Origin of the sequence: Actinoplanes campanulatus (assembly GCF_014647795.1) — a bacterium.
GTDB lineage: Bacteria > Actinomycetota > Actinomycetes > Mycobacteriales > Micromonosporaceae > Actinoplanes > Actinoplanes campanulatus.
The window spans coordinates 187,526-211,868 of the sequence record NZ_BMPW01000017.1; the positions used below are offsets into that span (position 1 = coordinate 187,526).

Below are 24,343 nucleotides of genomic sequence, written 5' to 3' on the forward strand. Positions count from 1 at the left end.
CATATGCGTCGCGACCCGGCATCGCCTGGATCGGAGGCCACCATGCTCTTCCCCACCTCACTGTCGGCGCTGCTCGACGAGCCGTTTCTCTACCTGGCCGTCGCCGCCGTCTGCCTGCTCCTCACGCTCCGCGCTCTCCGCTCCCTTCGGCGGGTGCTCCTCCCGACCGGGACGCTGCTCCGGGCCGCCGTCGCGGCGTCCTTCGTCGTCTTCACCACCACCCTGGCGCTGGCGATGGTCGCCGCCGCCGCGCTCGCCCGGTGAGCCCGGAGGAGGAAAACCATGATCGAGTACGCCGTGCCGGCCGCCGTGGCAGCCGTGGTGATCCTGGTCGTCCTCACCGAGATCGCGGCGGCGGTACTGCCGATCGTGATCGTCCTGCTGTTCGTGCCACCGCACGAGCGGGAAAGTCTGGCCCGGCTGCTCGCCGCCTGCGACAGCTCGCGCCGGCTGCGCCTGTGGCCGGCGTTGCGGGCCGCCGTCCGCGCCCGTCGCAGCGAGCCGAAGCGGGTCCCCTGACCACCGATTCACCCCGACGGGCGCGTTGCGGCCGGGAGCGGGCAGGGGCTCGCGGGTCTGGTAGCCACGGCTCACGTAGCCGTACGAAAAAGGGGTCTTGAGGGTTTTTCCCTGACAGTGATTGATTTGAATGCATGAGAGAGTGCGGAGGTCCTGTCTCCTCGTCGGAAGGACCTCTCGTGCGACGACTCGCCGTGCGTGTCACCGCCGCGCTCGCTCTCGTCTCCGCTGTCGCCGTCGCGCCGCAAGCGGCGTCCGCGAGCGGCGCGGCGCCACCGTTCTCCTGGTCGGCGTGCACCGAACCGCTGCTGATCGGGTTCGACTGTGCCACCTACGAGGTGCCGCTGGATCATGACAAGCCGCGTGGGGCGACCACCACGATCGCGCTGTCGCGGCGGCCGGCCGGGGATCCGGCGAACAAGATCGGAACCATCTTCGTCAATCCGGGTGGGCCGGGCGGCGCGGGGCGCAACATGGTGCGCGCCGCGGCCCGGATCGCGTCGCCGGAGGTGCTCGCCCGGTTCGACCTGGTCGGGTTCGATCCGCGCGGGATCGGCGGGAGTGACCCGATCCAGTGTTTCGGGACCGACGCCGAGGCCGAGGCGCTCTACGCGCGGATGACCGGCGTGCCGATCACCCGCGAGCAGATCGCGAGCACGCTGGCGGCCAATCGGGAGTACACCGCGGCCTGCGAGGACAACATCGGGCCGCTGCTCACGCACATGAGCACGCTCAACGTGGCGAAGGACCTCGATCTGCTGCGGCAGGGCGCCGGGGATGACCGGCTCACCTACATCGGCTACTCCTACGGGACGCTGATCGGCGCGACCTACGCCAACCTGTTCCCGAAGCGGGTGCGGGCGGTCATCCTGGACGGCAACGTCGACCCGGACCAGCGGACCGACCACCGGCTGGCGAACAAGTTCGAGCGGGCCGGTGGGTTCGAGATCGCCCTGGCCGGGTACCTCGCCGAGTGCGACGAGGCCGGGGCCGCCTGCGCGCTCTCCGGGGACGCGCGCGGCAAATTCGACCGGCTGCGGGACCGGCTGCGGGAAGGGCCGGTGGAGATCCCGGGCCTGGGGACGATCACCCTCGACGCGCTGACCGGCTTCACCGGGCAGACCCTCTACAACATGGCGAGCTTCCCGGACGCCGCGCAGCAGATCCAGGAGGTCTACGACCTGGTCTTCGGTGACCCGGCCGGGCTGCGGACCGCCGGCGTCCGGCTGCCCTCGGCCCCGCCGGCGCGGGGCTGGCTCTCCGACGACGCCTACAGCTACACCAGCAACGACGCCTCGTTCGCGGTGAACTGCGCGGACGCGCCGCTGCCGCGGAATCCGGCGCTCTATCCCGGGTTCGCGGCGGCCTTCGAGAAGGCCCACCCGACGTTCGGGCGCGCGGAGGCGTTCAGTGAGGTCGGCTGCGCCACCTGGCCGAAGATCACCGAGGCGTACGACGGACCGTGGAACCGCCGGACCGCGGCGACGATCCTGGTCGTGAACCCGACCTACGACCCGGCGACCCGGCTCGACTTCGCGGTCCGGATGACCCGTCAGCTCGGTAACGCACGGTTGCTGACACTTGACGGCTTCGGTCACACCAGCAACTACAGCGCGTGTATTAGCGGCTGGTATACCCGTTATCTGATCGATGGCGACCTCCCTCCGGAGGGCACGCGGTGCGCTCAGGACCGGGTGCCCTTCCCGGCTGTCTGAGATCTGACGGCGCCGGTGCCGACCCAGGCGGTCGGTACCGGCGGACCCGCATGTCACACTGCACCGGCTACCTTGATCGAAAGGCCGGTACGTGTCCTCGTTCGATGACCTGTTCGCTCAGCATGTCGCCACCGGCATGGCCCGGCAGCTCGCGCTCGCCGACCTGCTCGGCGACCGTGGCTGGCAGCTCGACCTGAACGCGGGCATGGTGACGTTCGGCAACGATCTTCGCTACCCCATCCAGCTACTGGGCACGGAGAGTCACGCGGACGGCACCTGGTTGTGGGCCTGGGCCAATCAGAGCGCCGGCGTCTCCCCGCACCTGCTGGAACTCGCCGGATGGCTGCGCGAGCACGGGCGCATCCACAACGTCCGCGAGCTCACCGAGCCGGCGCTGCGCCTCGACCGCACCGACGGCCACCGCATCGCGCTGGTCGCCTCCGGGCTGACCGGGCGTTCCTACTACCGGGGCGCCTACCAGGGCGGCGCGATCTTCTTCCACCTCGAGAACCTTCCCTCCCGGGTACGCGGAGCGGTCCCGCCCGAACGCACCTTCACCGTCCTCGGGCAGGTGCTGCAGGCCTTCGCGGTCGACCATCGGACGGTCGTGGTGTCCTTCCTCAAGCAGCAGGGCTGGCGCGTCGACGACACCCCCGGCGGCGTGATGGGCCGGCATCCGGACAACTCGACGGTTCGTGTCACCTTCGACCACCTGGGCCGGGTCAGCGATCTGACCGGTCAGGTGCAGCCCCGCTGAACCACGGGGCGAGCGCCGCGTCGACCGCCTCCTGAACCGCCTGCTGCACGACGGCCGGATCGTCGCGGTGCTCCTCTCGCTCCAGCAGCACCTGGAGGGCGCCGGTCACCGCGCCCACGAACGCGCCGGTCAGCGCGGCCGCCCGCACCTCGTCGAGGCGCTCCGGGAAGGCCGCCGCCAGATGCGCGGCGATCTGCCGCTGCGCGTCCAGCTGGATCCGCAGCGACAGCCCCTGCACGGCCGGGACCTCGCGGATCAGCCGCAGCCGCAGCGCCGCCAGGCGGCCGCTCATGTCGTCGCTGTCGTCGCCGACCCGGCGCAGCGCCCGCAGCAGCACCTCGGCCGGGCCGTCCCCCGGGCCGCGCTGGTCGATCGCCTCGAGGGCGGCGTGCACCCGATCGTCGGACTCCGGGAAGACCAGGTGCTCCTTGCCAGGGAAGTAGCTGAAGAACGTGCGGGTGCCGATCTCCGCCCCGGCCGCGATCTGCGCGACCGTCGTCTCGTCATAGCCCTGCCGCTCGAACAGCTCGGCCGCCACCTCGACCAGGGCCTGCCGGGTGCGGGCGCGTTTGCGATCACGAAGAGACACCATGTCGCCATTATGCACCCACCGCTAATCTGCATGCATTGCAGAATTGCACTCAATGCGGCTAACGTCGTGGGCATGAAGGCACTCATCTCCGGGGCCGGAGTGGCCGGCCCGACTCTGGCGTTCTGGCTGGTCCGGCACGGGTGGCAGGTGACTCTCGTGGAGCGGGCCGCCGGGCTGCGCTCCGGCGGCAACCCGGTCGACGTCCGCGGGCCCGCGGTGGCCGTCGCCGAGCGAATGGGCATCCTGCCCCGGCTGCGGGCGGCCGCCACCCACGCGAGCGCCATGCGGGTCCTCGATCCCCGTGGGCGGCCGATCGCCCGGATCGCCATGCCCAGCCGAGGCGGCGAGGTCGAGATCCCCCGCAGCGATCTCGCGACGATCCTCGCCGGGGCGGTGCGCGACGACGCCGAGCTCATCCTCGACGACACCATCACCGCGATGCGCCAGGAGCCGGGCGGGGTGGAGGTGACCTTCGAGAAGGCCGCACCACGACGGTTCGACCTGGTCATCGGCGCCGACGGGCTGCACTCGACGGTGCGGCGGCTGGCGTTCGGGCCGGAGTCACGGTTCGTGCGGCCGATCGGGCTCGGGGTGGCGACCGTGCCGCTCGGCGAGCCCGCCGAGAATCCGGATGAGGTGCTGTTGTTCAACACACCCGGGCGGCTGGTGTCGATCCATCCGGCGCGCGGGTCGGCGGTCGCCGCGTTCATCTTCCGCAGCGAGCGGATCAGCCGGGAAGGGCTGGCCGCGGCCTACGCCAGGTCCGGCTGGCGGGTGCCCGCGCTGCTGAAGCTCGCGGTGGGCAGTGACGAGCTGTTCCTCGACCCGGTCAGCCGGGTCAGCCTGCCCCGCTGGAGCAGCGGGCGGGTCACCCTGCTCGGGGATGCGGCTTCCTCCCTGTCCCTGCTCGGCGACGGGTCGACGCTCGCCATGACGGCGGCGCACACGCTGGCGCAGGCCCTCGCCGGCAGCCCGGGCCGGTTGGAGGAGGCGCTGCGCGGCTATGAGACCGAGCACCGGAAGCTGGTCATGCCCAAGCAGCGGCGGGTCGGGCTGGCCGCCGGCATGCTCGTCCCCGCCACCCGGCTCGGCCTGACCACCCGCAACGTCGCCGCCCGCTGGATGGGCCGGGCGGCATGAGATCCCGGCTATCGTGTCCGGGTGAGCACCCGCGATGCGCCAGCGAGGATCGGCGACCTGCCACCGATCGGGCGGCCCGCCAACAGCGCCCTGCTGGCCGCCGGCATCACCACCCTCGCCCAGGTGGCCACCCACCGGCCGGCCGAGTTGCTGGCGATGCACGGGGTCGGCCCGAAAGCGATCCGTCTGCTGTCCGAGGCCCTCACCGAGCACGGCCTGACCTGGGCCGGCGAATAGGTCACCGCGAACCGGCGAACCACGGGTCGCCGTCGCCGGCCCGAGCGAGCGCCAGGCAGCGTGCTTGGTGGGCGGGTAGCGGCGGCACCGAGTCCGGCGCGAACCAGCCGACCTCGACGGACTCGTCGTCGTTGACCCGGGCCGTGCCGGCGACAGGCCGGCACCGGAACCCGATGGCCAGCCAGTGCACCTGATCGCCGTTGGGGGCGGTGGACAGCTCCAGCGCCTCGACCGACAGCAGCCGCTCGGCCTCCACCACGACACCGGTCTCCTCGAAGACCTCGCGCCTGGCGCCCTCGGCCGGCTGCTCGCCGGGTTCCAGACAGCCCGTGGTGAGAGCCCACTCCCCGGTGTCGGAGCGGCGGACCAGCAGCACCCGGCCCCGCTCGTCGAGGACCACGGCGATGACGCCACTCAACGGCAGCGGGTCGTGACCGATCTTGGCGCGCAGGGCGACGACGAACTCGGGTATGGGCATGCGCGCCACCCTACGAAGACCGCACCAGCGGGCGGGGTGGCAGCCGTGGACGGGAACCGTTAGCGTCTGGCGGAGCCGAACGGGGGTTGGACATGGCGTATTTCGACGATCTTTCCCCATACGCCTACAAGCCACGTGCACGGGACTGGGGCCGGACCGTGCTTTCGGTCGGCTGGCTGGACGCCGCACATGAGTACCGCACCGGTCCTACCTCGGATGACTTTCGGTCCGCCCTCCTGCGACGGTGCACCAAGGACAAGTACCGGATAGGGCAGACCAGGGGTTTCCATCAATGCAACCTGCCGCCATGTGACAAGCGCGAGTTCTGGCCGCCCATCTTGGTGGCCACCACCGAGGGGGAGATCCTTCTCGGGTCGGCGGAGATCCGGGTCGAGGCGAAGAACGGTGTCGTCTTCGCAGCCCCGACTCTCATCTATCACTATGTCATCGAGCACGGCTACCAGCCGCCGGACGATTTCATTGAGGCGATCTCCCGCTGATCTCGCTCCGGGGCCGCGAGCGGAAGTAGCGGCGCATCACGATGCCACCGATTTCAAACCCCAAACCCCCTCAACCCCTCACCGGTACGACGTGAGCGCGCGCGTCGGTCATGCCCGGGACTCCAGGTGCGGGCGCAGGCGGGCCGCGTAGGGCTCGCGGTGCTCGGCGGCCATGAAGTCGGGCAGGGGCCGGGCGCGGTACAGGTCGTCGCCGGCGTACCGGGGCAGGACGTGCACGTGGTAATGCCAGACGTCCTGGTTGCCGGCGGGCTCGTTGTGCTGGCGCACTGAGGTGCCGTCGCAGCCGTACCCCTTCTTGAGGGCTGTCGCGATCTCCCGCACCAGGTCGTGGACCGCGTGGCCGTCGCGGGCCGGCAGGTCGTAGAGGTTCTCGTGGTGGGCGTTGGGCACCACGAGGACGTGGCCGGGATTCTTCGGCCACCAGCGTGGCGAGATCACGGCGGTCGCCAGCTCACCGCGGTGCACGACGGCACGCTGGGCGCCGGGATCACGCGGGTCGTCACCACCTGCCACCAGGCGGCAGAACGGGCAGACGTAACCGTCCGGCTCATGGTTGAACACATCGACCTCCATCGTGTTTCCGCCGCGGCGGGCTATCCGATCATCAGGGCCGGTGGGGTCTCGGTGGAGCTGTGGTAGTTGCTGACCGCGTAGCGGCCGGGCAGCAGGCGCAGGTCGGTGTGCATCGGGTAGTTGGTCCAGCCGTCGACCGGGACCTCGCTGACGATCGCGCCGTCCACCGGGGACAACGTGTGCAGGATGCCCAGGTAGGTGAAGGCCACGAAGCGGTTGGCGTCCGCGGCCGCGCCGATGATCTGTTCCGGCAGTTCGGTGAGCCACCGGCGGTGGCCGTCGGCGAGGGAGAAGGCGGCCACCCGGTTCTCCTCGGAGCCGCCCGCGGGCCGGGCCGGGATGATCAGGGTGTCGCCGACGACGGCCAGGGAGCGGACCCGGGCGCCCGGGTAGGGGATGAAACCGGGGTAGGCGCCGGGAATCTGGGCGGGACCGACGTCCAGGTCCGGCTGGGACAGCGAGATGGCGGCCCGGCGGTTGCCCCGGGCGTCGAAGGACAGCACCGCGTCCGCGGTCCGGGTGCCGTCGTCGGTGGTCCGCACGACCAGCGGTGTCGTGGACAGCACCACGGTCGCCTTGTTGTTGCTGGCCCGGTTCACCAGGGCGTCGTCGGGGTGCATCCGCAGCGGCACCTGGAACCGGACCTGCCCGGATGCGGGGTCGGCCATCACGAGCCGGGCGGCGGCCTCGGGGCAGGCGGAGATCAGCACCGCGTCGTTGCCTGCGGCGGTCACCGAATAGCCCGCGCAGGTGGCCGGGGCGGCCTTGCGCCACTTCACCCTGTTGTCGCGCAGGCCGACGGCCGCGAACCCGGTGCCCTCCTTGAACACGACGGTGTTCCCGGCGATGCCGACCTCGTCGTCGACGGCCGCCACCGACGTTCCGCTGTCGCCGACGGCCCGGGTCCGCCGCCACAGGGTCTTGCCGGTGGTCAGGTCGACGGCGACGAGGGTGTTGCAGATCAGGCCGTCGTCGTCGGCGCCGAGCCCGAGGATGCCCACCCCGTCCGAGACGCCGCGGCTCATCGTGCACAACTCCTGCCGGTCCGGCGGCTGGAAGGTCCACACCTGCCGCCCGGTGGCCGCGTCGTAGGCGGTGACCAGGTCCTCGCGGGCGCGGATCAGCGTGTCGGCGTGCACCCAGGTGCCGGTGGCCTGCACGTCGGAGGGCCGGTCCGGGCCGGCCTGCCACTGGATGGCCATGTTGCGGCCGGTGGCGGTCGGGGGCGCGGCGTCCGGGACGCGGGCCACGAGGACCGTGGCGATCACCACGGCGGCGACCGTCGCGGCGGCCGCGGCGAGTCTCCAGGGCCGCCTACGGCGGGCCACCCGGCGCTCGTGTCCGGACACCGGGATGCGGCTGTCGGCGTGCGCGTCCTCGAGGCGGCGCGGCACGTCGGCGCGCCGTCCGGTTCCGGTACGTGCGGCGAGGTCGGCCGAGATCGCGTCGAGGTCCCCGTACCGGGAAGCGTCGGTGACCGCGGCCGTCAGCTCGGCGTGGTCGCCGCTGCCGATCAGCCCGGCAGCGAGATCGCGGTCCAGACGGGCGGCGAGCCGGGCCCGGTCCGCCTCGGTGACGAACAGCCGTTCGCGCTCGAACGGCGGCCCGCCGACGCCGTCCATCGCCCTCTTCAGCTGCCGGTAGGTGACCACCTCGGCGACCTTGGTGAGGCGTCGCTCGTGTTCGCCGGCGGTCAGCACGCCGTCGGCGAGGGCGTCGCCGAGCCAGGTGACCGCGTCGCGGCGGTCCGCGGCCCGCACGCGCAGCCGGTTGGTCCAGTCGCGGACGCCGGGCCGGTCCGGCAGGTCGGCCACCAGCCCCGCCAGGATCTGCGGGTCCTTGGCGCGCTCCGCCGTGCCGGTTCGGGTCTCGTGTTCGGCGGCGTCGAGGCGGCCTTCGGCCAGGGCGATGTCCAGCAGGTCGGTGGTGTGCTGCCGGTCGGCGTGCGAGGCGCGCGGGAGGTCGGTCACGGCCGTCGATGCTAGAAGATCAACGCCATCGGGTACGGGATCAGGTCCGCTGGTTGCGCCGGTACACCACCCGCCACGTCTCGGTGTCGTCGCCGGGGCCGTCCGACCAGGGCGGGATCTCGCCGCCGGCGGCCGCGGTGAGGAAGCTGTCCGGCTGGAGCAGGCCGTCCTGCCAGGTGGCGAGTTGCCGGGTGAGTGTCTGGTGGGTGAGCGGATGCCACTCCCACAGCCAGGAGATCATGTCGTCGGCGCGCTGCTGTTCGCGGCCCGGCGTGACCCTGGCGAACAGATGGGTGAACTCGGCGAACGCGTCCGGGTCGCCGAACTGGGCGGTCATGGCGACGGCCTGGGCGCCGAGGACGACGGCGGTCCGTTCGGCGAGGCGGGCCCGGTTGACCGCGGTCTCCGGGACCCCGGCGCGGGACAGCAGTGTGGCGTACAGGCCGGGGTGCAGGGCCGGGATGGTGCGCGGCCGGCTGGCGACGACGAGCTCGTTGATCTGTTTGGCGAGGGCACCGGCCTCGGCGCGGTTCTCGAAGTGCAGTCGCAGGCTCATCCGGTCGAGCACCAGCACCGAGTAGTGCTTGCCGTGCTCGACGGTCGCGCCGGGGACCTCGGCGATCGGGGTCTCCCGGACCAGGATCTCGCCGCCGCGGGTCATGGTGAGCAGCCGCTGCTCGGTGACCACGATCGTCCAGAGGCATTCGAGGTCGTCGACGGTCACGGCCACGATCCGCTCGCCCGGCCGCACTGCCTTGTGGACGCCGTCCTGCCCTTTGGCGAGGGCTTTGCGGGCGCGGCGGTGGCTGGTGGCGAGCACATCGGCGAGGGCCGGATCCAGCTCGGCGGTTCGGAACAGTCCCACGAGGCCTCCAGTACGTGAGTGGCATTCCTCATGTACTGGCGGACAACGTCGCGGCGGCGGTCCGGAAGCTGTCACATTCGGCGTAGCGGTGGTGCTTCCCTGATGTGAAGCAGTTGTTGACCGAGCGGGAGGGCGCTGTGCCGGCCTCCGTGCGTTCCGATCTCGAACACATATTCCGCTCCGCGTACCCCAGGGTGGTCGGGGTGGCGGCCCGGGTGCTGGGGTCGCGGGACGAGGCCGAGGATGTCGCCCAGGAGGCGTTCCTGGCGTTCGGCCGGAGCAGCGTCCCGGCGGGTGAGGCGGTGGGCTGGCTGTGTGTGGCGGCCGCCCACACCGCGCTCAACCATCTGCGTTCCGGGCGCCGGCGGGCCTCCCGGGAGGAGGCCGCCACTGACGGTGGTCACTCGACCGCGCCGGATGTCGCCGACGCGGTGGTCACCCTCGACGAGCGCCGGAGGGTACGCGCGGCGCTGTCCCGTCTCCCCCGCAGGCAGGCGATCGCCCTGGTGTTGCGGCACAGCGGCCTGAGTTACGCCGAGGTCGCGGCCGCTCTCGAACTCTCCCCCGGCAGCGTGGGCACCACCGTGCGGCGCGCCGAATCCGCTCTTCGTAAGGAGTTGGGTCATGCCTCACCCGAGTGACGGTCTGCTGCGCCGTCTCGTCGACGAGCCGGACGGGGTCGCCGACTCCGACCGCGAGCATGTGACGTCGTGCGCGCATTGCCGGTCCCGTCTCGTCGAGGCGGAGGCCGACGCTCTGCTGGTCGAGTCGGCGCTGCGGTTCGACGTGGCGCCGGACGTGGACGCGGCCTGGAATCGCCTGGTCACCGCGGCGCCGGTGGCCGTGCCGGTGCGTAACAGGCGCAGGTTCGCGGTCCGCAGCCCGTTCGTCGCCGTGGTCGGGGTGGTGGCGCTGCTGGGCGGGGCTTCGGCGGCCGCGGCCGGGGACTGGTTCCAGATCTTCCACACCGAGAAGGTCGCGCCGGTGACCGTGGAACAGGCTGACCTGGTCGCCTTGCCGGATCTGTCGTCCTATGGCGCTATGACCGTAGCGGAACGGCCGAATGTCCGAAGCGTCGAAGGCGCCAACGAGGCGCGGCGGATCACCGGGCTCCCCACTCCCCTGGTCAAGGAGTTGCCGCGTGGCGTGACCGGCCAACCACGTTTCGTCGTAGGAAATCGGATGAAGGCGATTTTCGCCTTCGATCGCGAGAAGGCCGAGCAGACGCTCGGTCAGCCGATGCCCGAGCCGCCCGCCGGCCTCTCGACCAGCCAATTCAGCCTCACCGCCGGCCCCGGTCTGGCCGCCGTCTGGTCCGAGGCCCGCGGCGTGCCGGCGCTGATCGTCGGCCGGGTGAAAGCGCCGACCGCCTACTCGACCGGGGTGCCGTTCGAGACCGGCCTCGACTACCTGCTCACCCTGCCCGGCCTGCCGGCGACCGTCGCCGACCAGTTGCGGAGTTTCAAGAACGCCACCACCCTGCCGCTGCTGGTGAGGTCGGCGACGCAGGTCAGCTTCACCACGGACGTCAACGGCACACCGGCGACCGTTCTGGCCAGCCGGGACGGGGCCGTCTCCACGGTCGTCTGGGTGGAGAAGGGACACGTCAACGCGGTCGGCGGCACGCTCAGCACCGACGAGGTCCTCGACGTGGCCCGGAACCTGCGGTGGAAGCAGTGACCGACTCCCCCGCCGTGTGGGCCTCCCACCTGCGCAAACGCTATCGGAAGCGGGTCGCGGTGGACGGCGTGTCGTTCACCGTGGCCCGCGGCGAGGTGCTCGGGCTGCTCGGGCCGAACGGGGCCGGCAAGACCAGCGTCATCAAGATGATGCTCGGCCTGGTCCGGCCGGATGCCGGCGAGGTGATGCTGCTCGGCCGCCCGAACACCGATCCACGGTCCCGGGAGCGGGTCGGCTATCTGCCCGAACTGTTCCGCTATCAGCCGTGGCTCACCGCCGACGAGGTCCTGGCCCTGCACGTACGCCTGGCCGGGGTGACCGTTTCCGATCGCGAACGTCGTGACGGGCTCGGCCTCGTCGGTCTCGCCGACCGGGCATCCGACCGGGTGGGCGGCTTCTCCAAGGGCATGCAGCAGCGGCTCGGCCTCGCGGTGGCGCTGGTGGCCCGGCCGGAGCTGGTGGTGCTCGACGAGCCGACCAGCGCCCTCGACCCGCTGGGCCGCGCCGACGTCCGTGACCTGCTGCTCTCGTTGAAACAGCGGCGGGTCGCGGTGCTGCTGAACTCGCATCTGATCGGTGAGGTGGAGCGGGTCTGCGACCGGGTGCTGATCCTCGACCGGGGCCGGGTGGCGGCATCCGGCACCCTGGCCGAGTTGCTCGGGCGCCGGTCGCTCCGCTTGCGCCTCACTTCCGTGAACGACGAGGCACGGTCCGTTCTCGGCTCCTTCGAGCGCGAGGATGATCTTTACACCGTCGACATGCCCGACGACGTCCCCGCGCTCGTCGCCGACCTGGTCGAACACGGGGTGCGGGTGCACGCCGTGGAACCGGCCCGCGCCACCCTCGAGGAGCGGCTGCTCGACATCCTGCGCACCCACCCGGAGGAGCACCGGTGACCGTCCTGACCATCGCCACGCTGACCCTGCGGGAGGCGTCCCGGCGCCGGGTGCTGCGGTCGCTGGCCGTCCTGACCGTGCTGCTGCTGACGCTCAGCGCGTGGGGCTTCTCCCGGATCGACGCCGAGTTCGGGGGCCTGACCAGCGGCGAGGCCAAGGTCGCCGGGTCGACGGTGCTGAACCTGGTGATGTTCGGCTACAGCCTGATCGCCGCGCTCGGCACCGCCTTCCTGGCCGGGCCCAGCCTGGCCGGGGAGGTCGAGTCCGGGATCGCGCTGGCCATGATGACCAGGCCGATCCGCCGGTGGACGGTGCTGCTCGGCAAGTGGCTGGGCCTGGTCGCGTTCGGATCCGGGTTCGTGGCGGTCGCCGGGGTGGCCCAGTTCCTGATCGTGTACCTGACCGTCGGCTACTGGCCGCCGCATCCGGTGACCGGTCTGCTGCTGCTGGCCGGGCAGACGGCCGCGCTGCTCACCCTGGGTCTGCTGTTCGCGACCGCGATCTCGCCGATGGCGTCCGGAATCGTGGCGGTCGGGCTGTTCGGCGCCACCTGGATCGCCGGGGTGGTCGGGTCGGTCGGTGAGGCCCTCGGCAATCCGAGCGTCGCCCAGATCGGGGTGGTGTCGCGGATGCTGCTGCCCACCGACGGGCTGTGGCGCGGTGCGATGAACGCGTTCCAGGATCCGGCGCTGCTCGCCCAGATCGGCACCGGCGTGGAGGAGTCACCGTTCCTGAGCATGGCGCCGCTCACTCCCGCCTACCTGACGTGGGCGGCGATCTGGACGCTGCTGGTGCTGGGCCTGGCCGCGCTCGGTTTCCAGCGCCGCGACCTGTGACGGCGCGCCGATTTCGCCGCGGGGGACGAATAGGGCAGGATCACCAGGTGCTCGACGAGGACCTGCCCGCGCTGCCCGACCGCCTCCAGCGGATCCTTCTGGCGATCCGGGACTCGGTCGTCAAACACGGTTACGCGCCGTCGACCCGGGAGATCGCGGACGGGCTCGGCATGTCGGCGTCCACGGTGAGCCGGCATCTGCGCACGCTGGAGGAGTTCGGCTACCTGCGGCGCGGGCGTGGCGTGGCGCGGCCGGTCGACGTCCGCATGTTCCTGGAGACCGAGCCGGTGCGGTCCGACGACACGGTCGGGGTCCCGCTGGTCGGCACGATCGCGGCGGGCGCCCCGATTCTCGCCACCGGCGACGACACCGAGGAACTGCTGAACCTGCCGCGCGACCTGGTCGGCCGGGGCACGCTGTTCAGCCTGCGGGTACAGGGTGACTCGATGGTCGACGCGGCCATCTGCGACGGCGACATCGTCGTGGTCCGTCAGCAGTCCGAGGCCTGGAACGGCGACATCGTCGCCGCGATGATCGACGACGAGGCGACGGTCAAGGTCTTCCGGCGGCGCGGCGGCCACGTCCTGCTCGAGCCGCGAAACCCGGCTTACCAGCCGATCCCCGGCGACGACGCGGTCATCCTCGGCAAGGTCGTCACGGTCCTGCGCCGCGTCTGACCCCTCCCCGGTACGCTCACCGCACGCGACCTCACCACCCACTCCGGTCCGCAGCGCGACCCCGGTCCGCCCGCATGGTCACCCTCGCCGCCGCGGCCCGGATCACCCACGTGACCGTCGCTCCGGGTTGGCGTCGCTCACTTGTTCCACAGAGCTTGAGCCGCGGCCGTTCGACGTCTTTCCGACTGTCCGACCCGTCTCGACGGCCACTAATGTATCGATGATGACCGCCGGGCATCCCTGGATCGCTGCCCGAGGCCACATCCTGTCGGGAACACTCGCCGCCGCGGACCCGTACAGCCGGATCGAGGCGAGGAGATGACCGGACATGGGCGGATCCGAATCTTCCCCACCACAACCCCGGATCGACGGCATGGTGCCGATCAACTTCGGCCGACAGGTAGAGGTGCACCGTCTCGCGGTCGCCGGCGGCGAAACGCAGATCGCCCGCGCCACCGGTAAGCGGCTGGGCCAGGCGCTGCTGCCCAGATCAAGGTTCGCCGAGGCGCATGCCATCGCTACCGCGACGCTGACCCTGGGCCCGGACGCCGGTGCCTTCTACGATCGGGGCTGGGCCCGCCGGGCGACCGGCCGGCCCCAGCCGGCACTGGACGACTACCAGCAGGCCCTGCATCTGTACCAGCGGGCCGGCGATCACGGCAACGAAGCCGCCACCCTCAACAACATCGGCAACGTGCACAACGGGCTGGGCGACCGGCGACAGGCGCTCGACTACTACCAGCAGGCCCTGCCCATCCTGCGGGAGGTCGCCGACCGGGCCGGCGAAGCGGTCACCCTCAACAACATCGGCCTCGCGTATGACGGGCTGGGCGACCGACAGCAAGCACTCGACTACTACCAGCAGGCCCTGCCCATCACCCGGGAGGTCGGCGACCGGGCCACCGAAGCCACCACCCTCAACAACATCGGCAGCGTGTACGACGGGCTGGGCGACCGGAGGCAGGCATTGGACTACCTTCACCGGGCCCTCCCCATCAGCCGGGAGGTCGGCGACCGGGCCGGCGAAGCGGTCACCTGGTACAACCTCGCGATGATCCACCGGGTCGACGGCAACCTCGTCCTGGCCGTCGCCGAACTCGAACGCGTCGTCGACCTCGACCGGCAGGTCGGACACCCCGACCTGGCCGACGACACCGCCATGCTGAAGCAGGTACGTCACGAACTGGCACAGACCCACATCGAGACCTGATCATTTGCCGGCCGGGAAGGTCAGGTGCGGGTGGTGCTGGTCAGGTAGCCGGGGAGGCGGATGTGGTCGCCGTTCCAGAAAGCGGCCACCTCGGCCGGCATGACCTTGGTGTTCGTCCAGTCCGGGGCGGTGAAGACGGAGCGCAGGTAGTCCTCGGTGACGCCCCAGCCCTGGTCGGCCTCGACGCCGATGGCCAGCACGAAGAGGCTCCCGCCCGGGACGAGGAGGGTGGGCAGCAGGGCGAGGTAGCCTTCCACGCCGCCCCAGCGGTGCAGGCTGTGCAGCAGGCCGGAGTCGAACACGATGTCGAACGGATCCATCGCCAGCTCGATGACGTCGCAGACCCGGAAGTCGACGGTCACCGCGGCGGCGAATGCCTTGGTGCGGGCGCGTTCGATCGCGACGGACGAGATGTCGACAGCGGTCACCTGGTGGCCGCGGCGGGCGAGGGAGATCGCCAGTTCGCCGGTGCCGCAGCCGAGGTCCAGGACGGACGCCCCGCGCGTCATCACCTCGGCGAGCGCGGGCTGTGGTCCGCCGATCTCCCAGGGTGTGGCGCCCTCCTGATAGATCTCGTCGTAGTCGGGCATCACGGCTCCTCGACGCCGCTGATCCGATATCTGCGAACGTCGGCGGCGGTGATCGGCGGCGGCTCGGGCCCGAGTTCACCCGCGATGATGATCAATGCGCCTCCCGGGTCGGCGGCTGGCCTCTCTTCGACTTTATCCACGTCGAAGGCCGGGCCGCGATCACGGCCCGGCCTTCGACGTGGTCAGTACCGGTACTGCGCCACGAGGCCCTGCAGCTCGGTGCCCATGCGGGCCAGGTCCGCGCTGGCCTGCCTGGTGTCCGCGACACCGATCGCGGCCAGCTGTGAGGCCTCGGCGACACCGGCGACGGTGGTGGCGATCTCGGTGGCGCCCGCCGCGGCGTCGGAGACGCTGCGGCTGATCTCGCTGGTCGTCGCGGCCTGCTCCTCGACGGCGCTCGCGATCGTGGTCTGGTAGTCGTTGATGCGGGCGATCACGTGGGTGATCTCGCCGATCGCCTCGACCGCGCCCTTCGCGTCGGTCTGGATGGCCTGCACCCGGCGGGAGATCTCCTCGGTGGCGCGGGCCGTCTCCTGGGCCAGGTCCTTGACCTCGGTGGCGACGACCGCGAAGCCCTTGCCCGCCTCGCCGGCACGGGCGGACTCGATGGTGGCGTTCAGCGCGAGCAGGTTCGTCTGCTCGGCGATCGCGGTGATCACCTTGATCACGTCGCCGATCTCGGACGACGACACGCCGAGCTTCGCCACGGTGGCGTTGGTGTTGCCGGCCAGGATGACCGCGTCTTGGCCGACCCGTGCCGCCTCGGTGGTGTTCTGGGAGATCTCGTTGATGGACGCGCCCATCTCCTCGGTGCCGGCCGCGACGATCTGCACGTTGTGTGACACCTGGTCGGCCGTGTCGGCGACCTGGGTCGCCATGCGGCTCGCGTCGCCGGAGCCGGCCGCCACCTGGTCGCTGGTGACGGACAGTTCCTCGGACGCCGCGGCGAGCGTGTCGGCGTTGCCGGCCACGGCGCGGACCAGGACCAGGCTGCGTTCCAGCTCCTCGTTGAACGCGTCGGCCAGTTGTCCCAGCTCACGGCTGCCGGCCGGCTGGAGCCGGAACGACAGGTCGTAGACGTCGCGCTTGCGGAGCGCGTCGGTGTAGCGGACCACGATCCGCCCGACCTTGGACTGGAGGAGGAACACCACGCCGCCCATCACCAGCGGCAGCAGGACCGCGAGCGCGACGAGCAGGTGGATGGCGTTCTGGATCGACTGTTCCGCGTCGCTGACGATGGCCGCGGCCCGGTCGTTCAGCAGTTGCTGGAAGTGCTGGAGCGGCTCGGTGATCACCGCCTTGTCCGCGTGGTACTTCTCGTCGAACATGATCGTCCGGGCGACCGCGAGCTTCTTCGCGTCGCTGAGCGCCGCGTCGGCCTCGGACAGCTCGACGTCCGCGATCGCCGGCGGCATGTCCGCCTCGGGCACCCCGGTCGCTTCGAGGACCAGCCGCTGTGATCGTGACTCGGTCTCGACCAGTGCGTCGGAGTTCGCCTTGGCCTCGTCGACGAGCGCCAGTTCGTCCGGGGTGGCGCCGAGTTCCTTGAGCTGGCTCACCACCTGGTCGCGGGTCTTGGTGGTGTCGATCTCGTGCCAGTACGCGTCGAGGTGTTCCGCCTCGGTGGTGACGGCGTACTGGCGGGCCTGGTCGGTCAGGAAGTCGGAGGCGCCGAGAAGCCGCACCCCCAGCGCGGCGAACCTGGCCTGGCGGTCGGCGGCCGTCTGTTGGTCGTCGACGGCGTCGCTGGTCAGGCTGACGCCGAGGACCAGGAGGCCGGTGATCAGGCCAAGGCTGCCGACGGCCACCTTGCTGACGGTGGATTGCCGTACCGCGGCCCGCTTCGAGATCGACAAGGGGCTTTCTCCTCGCTGTCGCTTCGCCGAACGTCTCCCGCAGCGATCGGTCGTCGCCACGACCGAATGAGGCGCGTCTCACGTAGTGAAACCGCTGGCAGTCAGGTGAGTCGGCGCAACAGGGTCTCGACACCGTCGAGGAGGCGGTCGAGGCCGAAGCGGAAGGAGCGGGCCGGGTCGCCGATGGCGTTGTACTCCTCGCCGGCGGCGGTGCCGACGCGCCCGGAGAGCGGGTAGGCGCCGGGGGGCATCACCCTCTCCAGGAGGGGCGCGTTGGCCTCCCACCATTCGGCGTCGCTGATGCCGGATTCCTCGGTGGTGCGGCGGGCCAAAATCGACGTGCGGGCGGAGCCGGCCGTGAAGTCGCAGACCATGGTGAGCACCTGGTCCATCTCCAGGTCGGCGAGCCCGTAGCCCTCCATGGCTTCGAGCTGCCACTCGTAGCGGGCGCAGCCGTGCGGGCCGATCCACGGCCGGCTGGACTCGACCTGGAGCAGCCACGGGTGGCGGTGGAACTCGTCCCACATGTGCCGGGCCACCCCGGCCAGGCGGTCGCGGAGCGGGCCGTCCGGGTGCGGCGGGTGCGGGGTCTCGCCGATGACCTCGTCGACCATGAGGCCGATCAGTTCGGAGCGGCCCGGCACGTACGTGTAGATGGACATCAGTTTGAGGCCGAGCCGGTCGGCGACCTTGCGCATGGAGAAGGCGGGCAGGCCGTCCTCGTCGGCGACAGCGATGCCGGCCCGGATGACCTCGTCGACGCTGACCCGCTGTTTGGGGCCGCGGGAGCCCTGCGGGGTGCCCAGCCGCGAGCGCCACAGAAGGTTCAAGGTCCGGTCCGGTTCCATTGGCACAGACTACCCCGTGAGGTGTACGGTGTTCCGCGCTACGATTTTCCGTAAGGGATACGGAGTTAAGGAGCGTTCCTGTGGACACCCTGCTCGCCGAGGGACTGCGCAAGAGATATGGCGACCTCGACGCCCTGGACGGCTTCGACCTGCACGTGCCGGCCGGGGTCATCCACGGCCTGCTCGGGCCGAACGGCGCCGGCAAGACCACCGCGGTGAAGGCCCTGACCACCCTGATCGACCTGGACTCGGGCGTCGCCCGGGTCGCCGGCTTCGACGTCCGCACCCAGGCCGGGCAGGTGCGCGCGAGCATCGGCCTGGTCGGGCAGAACCCGGCGGTCGACGAGATCCTCGGCGGCCGGCAGAACCTGGTCATGTTCGGCCGCCTCTACGGGCTGAGCAAGGCCGCCGCCCGCGCCCGCGCCGACGAACTGCTCGACGTGTTCGGCCTGACCGGGGCGGCCGAGCGGGCCGTCTCCACCTACAGCGGGGGCATGCGCCGCCGCCTCGACATCGCCGCCGGCCTGGTGCTGACCCCGGCCGTGCTGTTCCTGGACGAACCGACCACCGGCCTGGACCCGCGGGCCCGCAACGAGGTGTGGACGAGCATCCGGGAGACCGCGGCCCGCGGCACCACGGTCCTGCTCACCACGCAGTATCTGGACGAGGCCGACCAGCTGGCCTCGGAGATCTCGGTGATGAACCACGGCCGGGTGATCGCCGAGGGCAGCCCCGAGGCCCTGAAGCGGAAGATCGGCGGCGACCGGGTGACCGTCACCCTGCACGGGCCGCTCGACGAGGCCGCCCGCGCGCTGGGCGGAACCGTCGACGAGGAGACCCGGACGATCACGGTCGAGGTGACCGAGGGCCTGGCAGCGATCGTCCGCACGCTGGACGCGCTGGACGCGAGCATCGAGGACCTCCAGCTGCGCCGCCCCACCCTCGACGAGGTGTTCCTGACCCTGACCGAGAAGGAGCCAGTCACATGACGACACTGCGCGCGGGCTGGATCATCACGCAACGGGACCTGGCCCACTGGGTGCGCCAGCCCTGGGGACCGATCTTCGGCCTGATGTTCTCGATCATGCTGCTGCTGGTGTTCGGGTTCCTGTTCGGCGGGGCGATCAACGTGCCCGGCGGCGGGGACTACATCGCCTACCTGCTGCCCGGCATGATGGCGCTGAGCATGCTGTTCGGGGTCGAGTCGACGGCCACCGCGATGGGCAACGACGCCCGCAAGGGGATCACCGACCGGTTCCGGGCCATGCCGATCGGCAGCGCCTCGGTGGCGCTCGGCCGGGTCGGCGCCGACATGGCCAACTCGACGGTGGAACTGCTGGTCATGCTGGTCGGCGGCTTGGCGGTCGGGTGGCGGATCACCGGAGATGCGGTTGCGGCCGCTCTGGCCGTACTCCTGCTGTTGCTCTTGAGGTTCTCGATGCTGTGGATCGGGATCTTCATCGGCCTGCGGTTCCGTGGGGAGGGCGCCACGTCGGCGGTGCAGGTGCTGGTGTGGCCGATCGGGTTCCTGTCGACGGCGATCGTGTCGGCCGAGACGATGCCGGGCTGGCTCGGCGCGATCGCCGCGTGGAATCCGCTCTCCGCGACGGCGACCGCGGCCCGTGAGCTGTTCGGCAATCCGACCGGCGTGACCGGCGGGGTGCTCGCCGACCACGCGGTGCTGCTGGCGGTGGCCTGGCCGGTGCTGCTCACGGTGATCTTCGCGCCGCTGTCGGCCCGCGCCTACCGGCGACTACGGGCGTAGTCGAGTCAGCCGAGGGTGCGGCGCAGGCCGCGCCGCACCCCACCGGCCCGGCTGCGGATCCGGGCCAAGATCGTCGGTTCCGGTACGGGCACCTGCTGCCGTAGTTCGTCGGCGTGCCCGAGCATGCCCACGATGGTCTCGATGGCGGCGTCCAGGATCTGCCGTTCGTCCAGCTCGTCCGGGGTGGGCGTCTGCCTCATCGCGGACGGCCGCAGCTCGGACAGGTCGCCGACGATGTGACACGGATAGTCCTGGAGCTCCTTGATCTGCTGCTCGGCCAGGTCGGCGATCCACTCGGCACGGTCCAGCCCGACGCCGAACCGCATGTCGTTGTCGCGCCGTTGCAGCACCGCCCGGACCAGATGCTGGTGCACCACCCGCTGATAGGGCATCCGGTGTGGAAAGCGGTCTCCGAGCGCCAGGTTGACCCGCCGCAGCAACTCGATCTCGGGCGCGCCGAGCGACGGGTTGGCGGTGGGCGCGGTCATCTCGCAGACCCCGTCCGGGATGCCGATGATCCCGGCGAACCGCTGCCACAGCAGCTCACGCGGGGCGCCCGGCGGCGGGACGGTGACGATGTGCCGGCGCTCCGGCGGCACCAGGTCACCCCAGCGCAAGAACATCCGGTTGGCGGTGTGGTGCTCCCAGAACCCCTCGAATCTGCCCAGTTCGACGGCCGCGACGAACTCCTCGAACCGCCAGGTGCTGCGGGCCCGGATGCTCTGCTGCCACATGGACGGGAAGGTCCGCCACAGGTCGCGCGCGGCGACGATGACGTGCACCTCGGAGGGCTGAAGGCTCTCCACGGCCCGTCTCGCCTGCTCGGCGTCGGCGGCCCCGAAGCCCTCGTTGGTGAGCACGACATCGCCCGGCCACCTGGCGAACGTCTCGATCAGCCGGTCCCACGTCCAGTACGCCTGCGGGTCGCGCCACGGCACCTGCCGCAGGTCGGTCATCGCCTGGTCGTGCGCCGTGAACGAGACCGGCATCAGGAAGCCGGCCCGTTTCAGCCGCTCGGTGTTGTTCCAGAGCACGTCCTGCACGAAGGTGCTACCGGTCTTGGGCGCACCGATGTGTACGAAAACGCGCCGTGGCATCCGGCCTCCACCTCATCCGTCCCGAACCACGTGAATGATCAGCAATCCTGGTGAAAGACTGATGACGCACTCCCGTAGGAAGTGTTTACGTCAGGTAACGACAATGTCAGCCGTGATCTGCTTCGTGTACCGCTCCCCGTTCGAGGGAATTCTCGGCAAGCACGTCCGCTGGCTGCCCGACGCCACCGTGCTCGACTGGTTCCGCCGCGGCTGGACCGAGGCGGGCGCCGACCCCGGCGCCTGGGTGAAAGCCGAGCTCGGCGCCGACGTCTACGGCCTCGACTCGATCTTCGAGGAGGCGGCGGAGCGGTCCCTGCCCTCGCCCGGCTCCATGTCCGAGCTGCGCAAGCTCCTCAAGAAGCATCTGTACGTCGAGGGCGCGCTGACAGTGGACGACCACTCCGTGCGGGTGTCCACGGACGACGACGAGGTGCCGCTCGCCTACTTCCTCCTCGACCAGAGCCTGGTCGCCGCCGAGCCGTCGCGGCTGGCGTACGCGTTGCACGAGCAGTGGCCGCTGCCCGCCTCCGCAGGCGACGACGACGGCGAGCCGGTCACCACGTTCGCGGCGTCCACCCTGGGTGACGTCGACTGGGACACCCAGGGTGTGGTGGTGCGGCTGCGCGGTGTCCGGCTGCCCGGCCTGCCCGCGTGGCTGCGCGACGCCGTCCCGTCCGGCTGGCCCGACGAGCTGACCCTGCTGCGCGCGGCGGTCGGCCCGCACGACACCGACCTGGAACCGGCCCTCGACCGGATCAACCGGTGGGGCGCCTGGAACGATCAGTACCTGGACATCGCAGGCCTGGACGGCGCCCACGACAAGGCCCACCGCATCGTCCGTGAGGTGATGGCACAGGTCGCCGGCCACGAGAAGGTCCCCGGGCCGCTGGGCCGCCGCCGCCCCGCCGACGGCCGGATCGCCGTCGCCGACCACCTGGCACAGGGCGCCTTCCACATGGACGACACCTTCGGCTACCAGCAGATGTTCGTCTTCGACGATGTGTGGGCGGCCCACCACCACTACCTGGCGAAGTCGTTGACCCGTTGGTTCAAGGGCAAGTGGGATCTACTTTGAACGGATGGCGGGTGACGTCTACGTCCTCCTGGTGGGCATCAACGACTACGGTGACCGCGCGGAGCCGTTGAGGGGCTGCCTCAACGACATCGACGCGTTCCGGGACCTGCTGCGCGACCGGATCCCCCGGCCGAACCTGCGGATCCGGGAGCTGCGCGACGCCGAGGCGACCCGGCAGGCCGTCATGGACGGGTTCACCGGTCACCTCGCCCGAGCCGCGGTCGGCGACCTGGCGGTCTTCTACTTCGCCGGGTACGGGTCGGTGGAACCGGAGAGCGAGCACCGGACCCTCGTGTGCGCCGACAGCCGCACACCCGGCGTGCCGGACCTGGCCGAGGCGGAGATCAACACCCTGATCGCCGAGGTCACGACCGGTAGCGCGCACATGCTGGTCCTCCTCGACTGCGGGCACACCGACCACGGCAGCGGGGACGGGCTCGCCTGGAGCCGCGCCGTCCCGCCCGGCCCGCGCCGGATCACGGACACCCCCGACCACGACCCGCCACGCGTCGTCCTAGCCGCCTGCCACCCCACCCAATCGGCCATGGAGCTGCTGATCGACGGTCGTTTGCAGGGTGCCTTCTCGGCGACCCTGCAGCGAGGGCTGACCCTGCCGGAATCCTTCCCCTACGCCGCGCACCTCAACTGGGCGTACCACTGGGTCACTCAGCTGGTCGCCCATCAGGAACCGGTCGGGTATGCCGTACCGCCCGCGTCCCTGGACGAGCCGATGTTCGGCGGGATCGTGCGGCCGCGCCCGCCCGGGGTCAGACTGGAGCGCTACCGGGACCACTGGTGGATCGACGTGGGCCCGGCGCACAGTGTCCCGCCGCCGGCGGACGGCCGGACCACGGTCGTGGCGGTCCATCCTCCGGAGCCGGACGGCGCGCCACCGCTGGGCCGGGCCCGGGTGACCGAGGTGGAGTCCCGCCACTGCCGGGTGACCCTCGACCCCGGCTGGACCCCCGACCCGGGCCTGCGCTATCCGGCTACCGTCGTCGACCTGCCGCTGCCACCGGGCGGGATCCGGCTGGACGGCGCTCCGGCGGCCACCGACCTGGTCCGCGCCCACATCGCGGACTCCCCGCACATCCGCGAGGCCGGCGACGGCGAATTCGTGCTCTACGCCCGGCACGGATGGCTGATCATCGCCGGACCCGACGGCGCACCGCTGGCCGCTCCGGTCCCGGCCACCCGGGAAGGCGCCGCCGCCGTCCGGGAGCGGCTCGACCACCTGGGCCGCTGGCAGGTCGTCAGACAGCTGGACAATCCGGTGTCGACGATCGCCCGCGGGCAGGTGCGCCTGCACCGGACCAACCACCACCACCGGCCCATGCTGGACACCTTCTCGTCATGGCCGACGGGACCGGGAGACAGCGATCCCGTCGACCTGGCCTGTCAACCGACCGGGGACGGCTGGTCCGCGGCTCCCGTAGACCTGTCCCTGGGTAACTCGACCGACCGTCCCCTGTACTGCGCGCTGCTTGTCCTGACCGACGATTTCCGGATCCACGACCGGCTGCTCCCCACCCGGTTGATCCCACCGCGTTCCTGGGTGGACGTCTCCGAGGCTCTCGCGGTGGCCGGCGTCATCCCGGAAGACCGCTGGAACGGTCGTTCCGTCGTCGACGAATGGTGGAAGATCATCGTGTCCGAGCAGCCGTTCGACTCGGCCGCGTTCGACCTGCCCCGCCTCGGCGAGCCCATCCCCGCACCATCCGCGGCCATCCGGAGCAGCCGCAACGTCCTCGACCGGCTCGCTGTCCAGGCCATCACCCGCGACGAGGCGACGGAACCGGACGGCGGGCCGGAGTGGGCGACCACGCTGCTCCCCGTGCGCTTCCATCGGCTGGAGGGCGGAGTCAGATGGTGAAGCCGCCGTCCACGTCGACGGTCGCGCCGGTGATGTAGCGGGCCTCCGGGCTCGCCAGGAACGCCACCGTCGCCGCCACGTCAGCCGGTTCCGCGTAGTGACCGAGCGCCGTGAGCCCGCTGATCACGGCGGCGTCCGGCCCGCCGGCCGGGTTGGCGTCGGTGTCGGTGGGGCCAGGGTGGACCAGGTTCACGGTGATCGCCCGCGGGCCCAGCTCGCGGCCGAGCGCCTTGGTGAGCCCGGTCAGCGCGGTCTTGCTCATCGCGTAGAGCGAGAAGCCGGGGAAGACGGCCCGCTCGGCCATGTTGCTGCCGATGGTGACGATCCGCCCGCCGGCCGGCATGTGCCGGACCGCCGCCTGCGACGCCACGAACGGCGCCCGCACGTTGACCGCCACCGTCTGCTCGAACTCGTCCAGCGTCAGCTTCTCCACCGGCCCGACCAGGAACGCCCCGGCGTTGTTGACCAGGATGTCCAGCCGCCCGTGCCGCTGCGCCACACCGTCGACGGCGGTGACCACTGCGGCCGGGGGCTGGCGGCGATCGGACCTCGCGATCGTGTGCTTCAATTGCT

General features: G+C 71.1%; 27 protein-coding genes. 17 read left to right on the forward strand and 10 right to left on the reverse strand.

The features are described from left to right. Positions 1–42 precede the first annotated feature (42 nt). The 4 genes from IEZ13_RS30105 (at position 43) to IEZ13_RS30120 (ending at position 2,991) form a co-directional block, all read left to right on the forward strand. A complete protein-coding gene (locus tag IEZ13_RS30105; protein WP_183224685.1) occupies positions 43–264 on the forward strand; it encodes a hypothetical protein in 222 nt (73 codons plus the stop codon). An 18-nt stretch (positions 265–282) separates the two neighbouring features. Beyond that, the gene (locus IEZ13_RS30110; RefSeq protein WP_183224686.1) at positions 283–519 is read left to right on the forward strand and encodes a hypothetical protein; all 237 of its coding nucleotides are present in this window, start codon (positions 283–285) and stop codon (positions 517–519) included. 179 nt (positions 520–698) lie between these two features. Then, positions 699–2,234, forward strand: coding sequence for an alpha/beta hydrolase (locus IEZ13_RS30115; RefSeq protein WP_183224687.1), 1,536 nt, complete (start codon positions 699–701; stop codon positions 2,232–2,234). Positions 2,235–2,325: 91 nt separating this feature from the next. Next, the gene (locus IEZ13_RS30120; RefSeq protein ID WP_183224688.1) at positions 2,326–2,991 is read left to right on the forward strand and encodes a DUF6882 domain-containing protein; all 666 of its coding nucleotides are present in this window, start codon (positions 2,326–2,328) and stop codon (positions 2,989–2,991) included. Here IEZ13_RS30120 and IEZ13_RS30125 read toward each other — a convergent pair. Next, positions 2,957–3,583 (reverse strand): TetR/AcrR family transcriptional regulator, encoded by a 627-nt coding sequence (locus tag IEZ13_RS30125; RefSeq protein ID WP_183224689.1) that lies wholly within the window; start codon positions 3,581–3,583, stop codon positions 2,957–2,959. The genes IEZ13_RS30120 and IEZ13_RS30125 overlap by 35 nt on opposite strands. Before the next feature lie 72 nt (positions 3,584–3,655). Here IEZ13_RS30125 and IEZ13_RS30130 point away from each other — a divergent pair, with 72 nt between their 5' ends. Continuing rightward, complete coding sequence (locus IEZ13_RS30130; RefSeq protein WP_183224690.1) at positions 3,656–4,723, forward strand: FAD-dependent monooxygenase; 1,068 nt, start codon at positions 3,656–3,658, stop codon at positions 4,721–4,723. Between the two features lie 21 nt (positions 4,724–4,744). Continuing rightward, positions 4,745–4,960 carry a helix-hairpin-helix domain-containing protein gene (locus IEZ13_RS30135; protein WP_183224691.1) on the forward strand — a complete coding sequence of 72 codons (216 nt, stop codon included), beginning with the start codon at positions 4,745–4,747 and terminating at the stop codon, positions 4,958–4,960. 1 nt (position 4,961) lies between these two features. Here the strand turns inward: IEZ13_RS30135 and IEZ13_RS30140 are convergent, their stop codons facing one another. Beyond that, the gene (locus IEZ13_RS30140; RefSeq protein ID WP_183224692.1) at positions 4,962–5,438 is read right to left on the reverse strand and encodes an NUDIX hydrolase; all 477 of its coding nucleotides are present in this window, start codon (positions 5,436–5,438) and stop codon (positions 4,962–4,964) included. A gap of 92 nt (positions 5,439–5,530) precedes the next feature. Between IEZ13_RS30140 and IEZ13_RS30145 the strand changes: the two genes are divergently transcribed. Next, positions 5,531–5,938, forward strand: a complete 408-nt coding sequence (locus tag IEZ13_RS30145; RefSeq protein ID WP_183224693.1) for a DUF7919 family protein — start codon at positions 5,531–5,533, stop codon at positions 5,936–5,938. 108 nt (positions 5,939–6,046) lie between these two features. Here the strand turns inward: IEZ13_RS30145 and IEZ13_RS30150 are convergent, their stop codons facing one another. Genes IEZ13_RS30150 through IEZ13_RS30160 form a run of 3 tightly spaced genes read right to left on the reverse strand, consistent with a single transcriptional unit; the run spans position 6,047 to position 9,367 of the window. Further along, positions 6,047–6,532, reverse strand: a complete 486-nt coding sequence (locus IEZ13_RS30150) for an HIT family protein (RefSeq protein ID WP_183224694.1) — start codon at positions 6,530–6,532, stop codon at positions 6,047–6,049. Between the two features lie 20 nt (positions 6,533–6,552). After that, complete coding sequence (locus IEZ13_RS30155) at positions 6,553–8,502, reverse strand: DUF1707 domain-containing protein (protein WP_183224695.1); 1,950 nt, start codon at positions 8,500–8,502, stop codon at positions 6,553–6,555. 40 nt (positions 8,503–8,542) lie between these two features. After that, positions 8,543–9,367, reverse strand: a complete 825-nt coding sequence (locus tag IEZ13_RS30160) for a hypothetical protein (RefSeq protein ID WP_183224696.1) — start codon at positions 9,365–9,367, stop codon at positions 8,543–8,545. 104 nt (positions 9,368–9,471) lie between these two features. On the opposite strand from IEZ13_RS30160, the gene IEZ13_RS30165 reads away from it, so the two are divergent. The 6 genes from IEZ13_RS30165 (at position 9,472) to IEZ13_RS30190 (ending at position 14,666) form a co-directional block, all read left to right on the forward strand. Next, positions 9,472–10,008, forward strand: coding sequence for a sigma-70 family RNA polymerase sigma factor (locus tag IEZ13_RS30165; RefSeq protein WP_203833948.1), 537 nt, complete (start codon positions 9,472–9,474; stop codon positions 10,006–10,008). Beyond that, a complete protein-coding gene (locus IEZ13_RS30170) occupies positions 9,992–11,047 on the forward strand; it encodes a hypothetical protein (RefSeq protein ID WP_183224697.1) in 1,056 nt (351 codons plus the stop codon). The genes IEZ13_RS30165 and IEZ13_RS30170 overlap by 17 nt, the downstream gene beginning before the upstream one ends. Next, a complete protein-coding gene (locus tag IEZ13_RS30175) occupies positions 11,044–11,943 on the forward strand; it encodes an ABC transporter ATP-binding protein (RefSeq protein WP_229795211.1) in 900 nt (299 codons plus the stop codon). The genes IEZ13_RS30170 and IEZ13_RS30175 overlap by 4 nt, the downstream gene beginning before the upstream one ends. After that, the gene (locus IEZ13_RS30180; protein WP_183224699.1) at positions 11,940–12,779 is read left to right on the forward strand and encodes an ABC transporter permease; all 840 of its coding nucleotides are present in this window, start codon (positions 11,940–11,942) and stop codon (positions 12,777–12,779) included. Before IEZ13_RS30175 ends, IEZ13_RS30180 begins: the two co-directional genes overlap by 4 nt. 47 nt (positions 12,780–12,826) lie before the next feature. Beyond that, the gene (gene lexA / locus IEZ13_RS30185) at positions 12,827–13,456 is read left to right on the forward strand and encodes a transcriptional repressor LexA (protein ID WP_203833949.1); all 630 of its coding nucleotides are present in this window, start codon (positions 12,827–12,829) and stop codon (positions 13,454–13,456) included. Positions 13,457–13,784: 328 nt separating this feature from the next. Continuing rightward, positions 13,785–14,666, forward strand: coding sequence for a tetratricopeptide repeat protein (locus IEZ13_RS30190; protein ID WP_183224700.1), 882 nt, complete (start codon positions 13,785–13,787; stop codon positions 14,664–14,666). A 20-nt stretch (positions 14,667–14,686) separates the two neighbouring features. Here IEZ13_RS30190 and IEZ13_RS30195 read toward each other — a convergent pair whose 3' ends face one another. From IEZ13_RS30195 to IEZ13_RS30205, 3 genes are all read right to left on the reverse strand, one after another. Next, on the reverse strand, positions 14,687–15,256 hold the full coding sequence (locus tag IEZ13_RS30195; protein ID WP_183224701.1) for a class I SAM-dependent methyltransferase: 570 nt from the start codon (positions 15,254–15,256) through the stop codon (positions 14,687–14,689). 182 nt (positions 15,257–15,438) lie between these two features. Then, positions 15,439–17,112 (reverse strand): methyl-accepting chemotaxis protein, encoded by a 1,674-nt coding sequence (locus IEZ13_RS30200; RefSeq protein ID WP_229795214.1) that lies wholly within the window; start codon positions 17,110–17,112, stop codon positions 15,439–15,441. 101 nt (positions 17,113–17,213) lie between these two features. After that, positions 17,214–17,960, reverse strand: coding sequence for a TetR/AcrR family transcriptional regulator C-terminal domain-containing protein (locus IEZ13_RS30205; protein ID WP_183224702.1), 747 nt, complete (start codon positions 17,958–17,960; stop codon positions 17,214–17,216). An 80-nt stretch (positions 17,961–18,040) separates the two neighbouring features. On the opposite strand from IEZ13_RS30205, the gene IEZ13_RS30210 reads away from it, so the two are divergent. Continuing rightward, positions 18,041–18,949 carry an ATP-binding cassette domain-containing protein gene (locus IEZ13_RS30210; protein ID WP_183224703.1) on the forward strand — a complete coding sequence of 303 codons (909 nt, stop codon included), beginning with the start codon at positions 18,041–18,043 and terminating at the stop codon, positions 18,947–18,949. Beyond that, the gene (locus IEZ13_RS30215; protein ID WP_183224704.1) at positions 18,946–19,725 is read left to right on the forward strand and encodes an ABC transporter permease; all 780 of its coding nucleotides are present in this window, start codon (positions 18,946–18,948) and stop codon (positions 19,723–19,725) included. The genes IEZ13_RS30210 and IEZ13_RS30215 overlap by 4 nt, the downstream gene beginning before the upstream one ends. A gap of 5 nt (positions 19,726–19,730) precedes the next feature. On the opposite strand, the gene IEZ13_RS30220 is transcribed toward IEZ13_RS30215, so the two are convergent. Further along, the gene (locus IEZ13_RS30220; RefSeq protein ID WP_183224705.1) at positions 19,731–20,822 is read right to left on the reverse strand and encodes a hypothetical protein; all 1,092 of its coding nucleotides are present in this window, start codon (positions 20,820–20,822) and stop codon (positions 19,731–19,733) included. A gap of 112 nt (positions 20,823–20,934) precedes the next feature. Between IEZ13_RS30220 and IEZ13_RS30225 the strand changes: the two genes are divergently transcribed. Then, positions 20,935–21,897 carry a hypothetical protein gene (locus IEZ13_RS30225; protein ID WP_183224706.1) on the forward strand — a complete coding sequence of 321 codons (963 nt, stop codon included), beginning with the start codon at positions 20,935–20,937 and terminating at the stop codon, positions 21,895–21,897. Positions 21,898–21,901: 4 nt separating this feature from the next. Next, a complete protein-coding gene (locus tag IEZ13_RS47615) occupies positions 21,902–23,770 on the forward strand; it encodes a caspase family protein (protein WP_183224707.1) in 1,869 nt (622 codons plus the stop codon). On the opposite strand, the gene IEZ13_RS30235 is transcribed toward IEZ13_RS47615, so the two are convergent. Beyond that, a complete protein-coding gene (locus IEZ13_RS30235) occupies positions 23,760–24,338 on the reverse strand; it encodes an SDR family NAD(P)-dependent oxidoreductase (protein ID WP_260179464.1) in 579 nt (192 codons plus the stop codon). The two genes, IEZ13_RS47615 and IEZ13_RS30235, sit on opposite strands and share 11 nt — an antisense overlap. Positions 24,339–24,343: the final 5 nt, after the last annotated feature.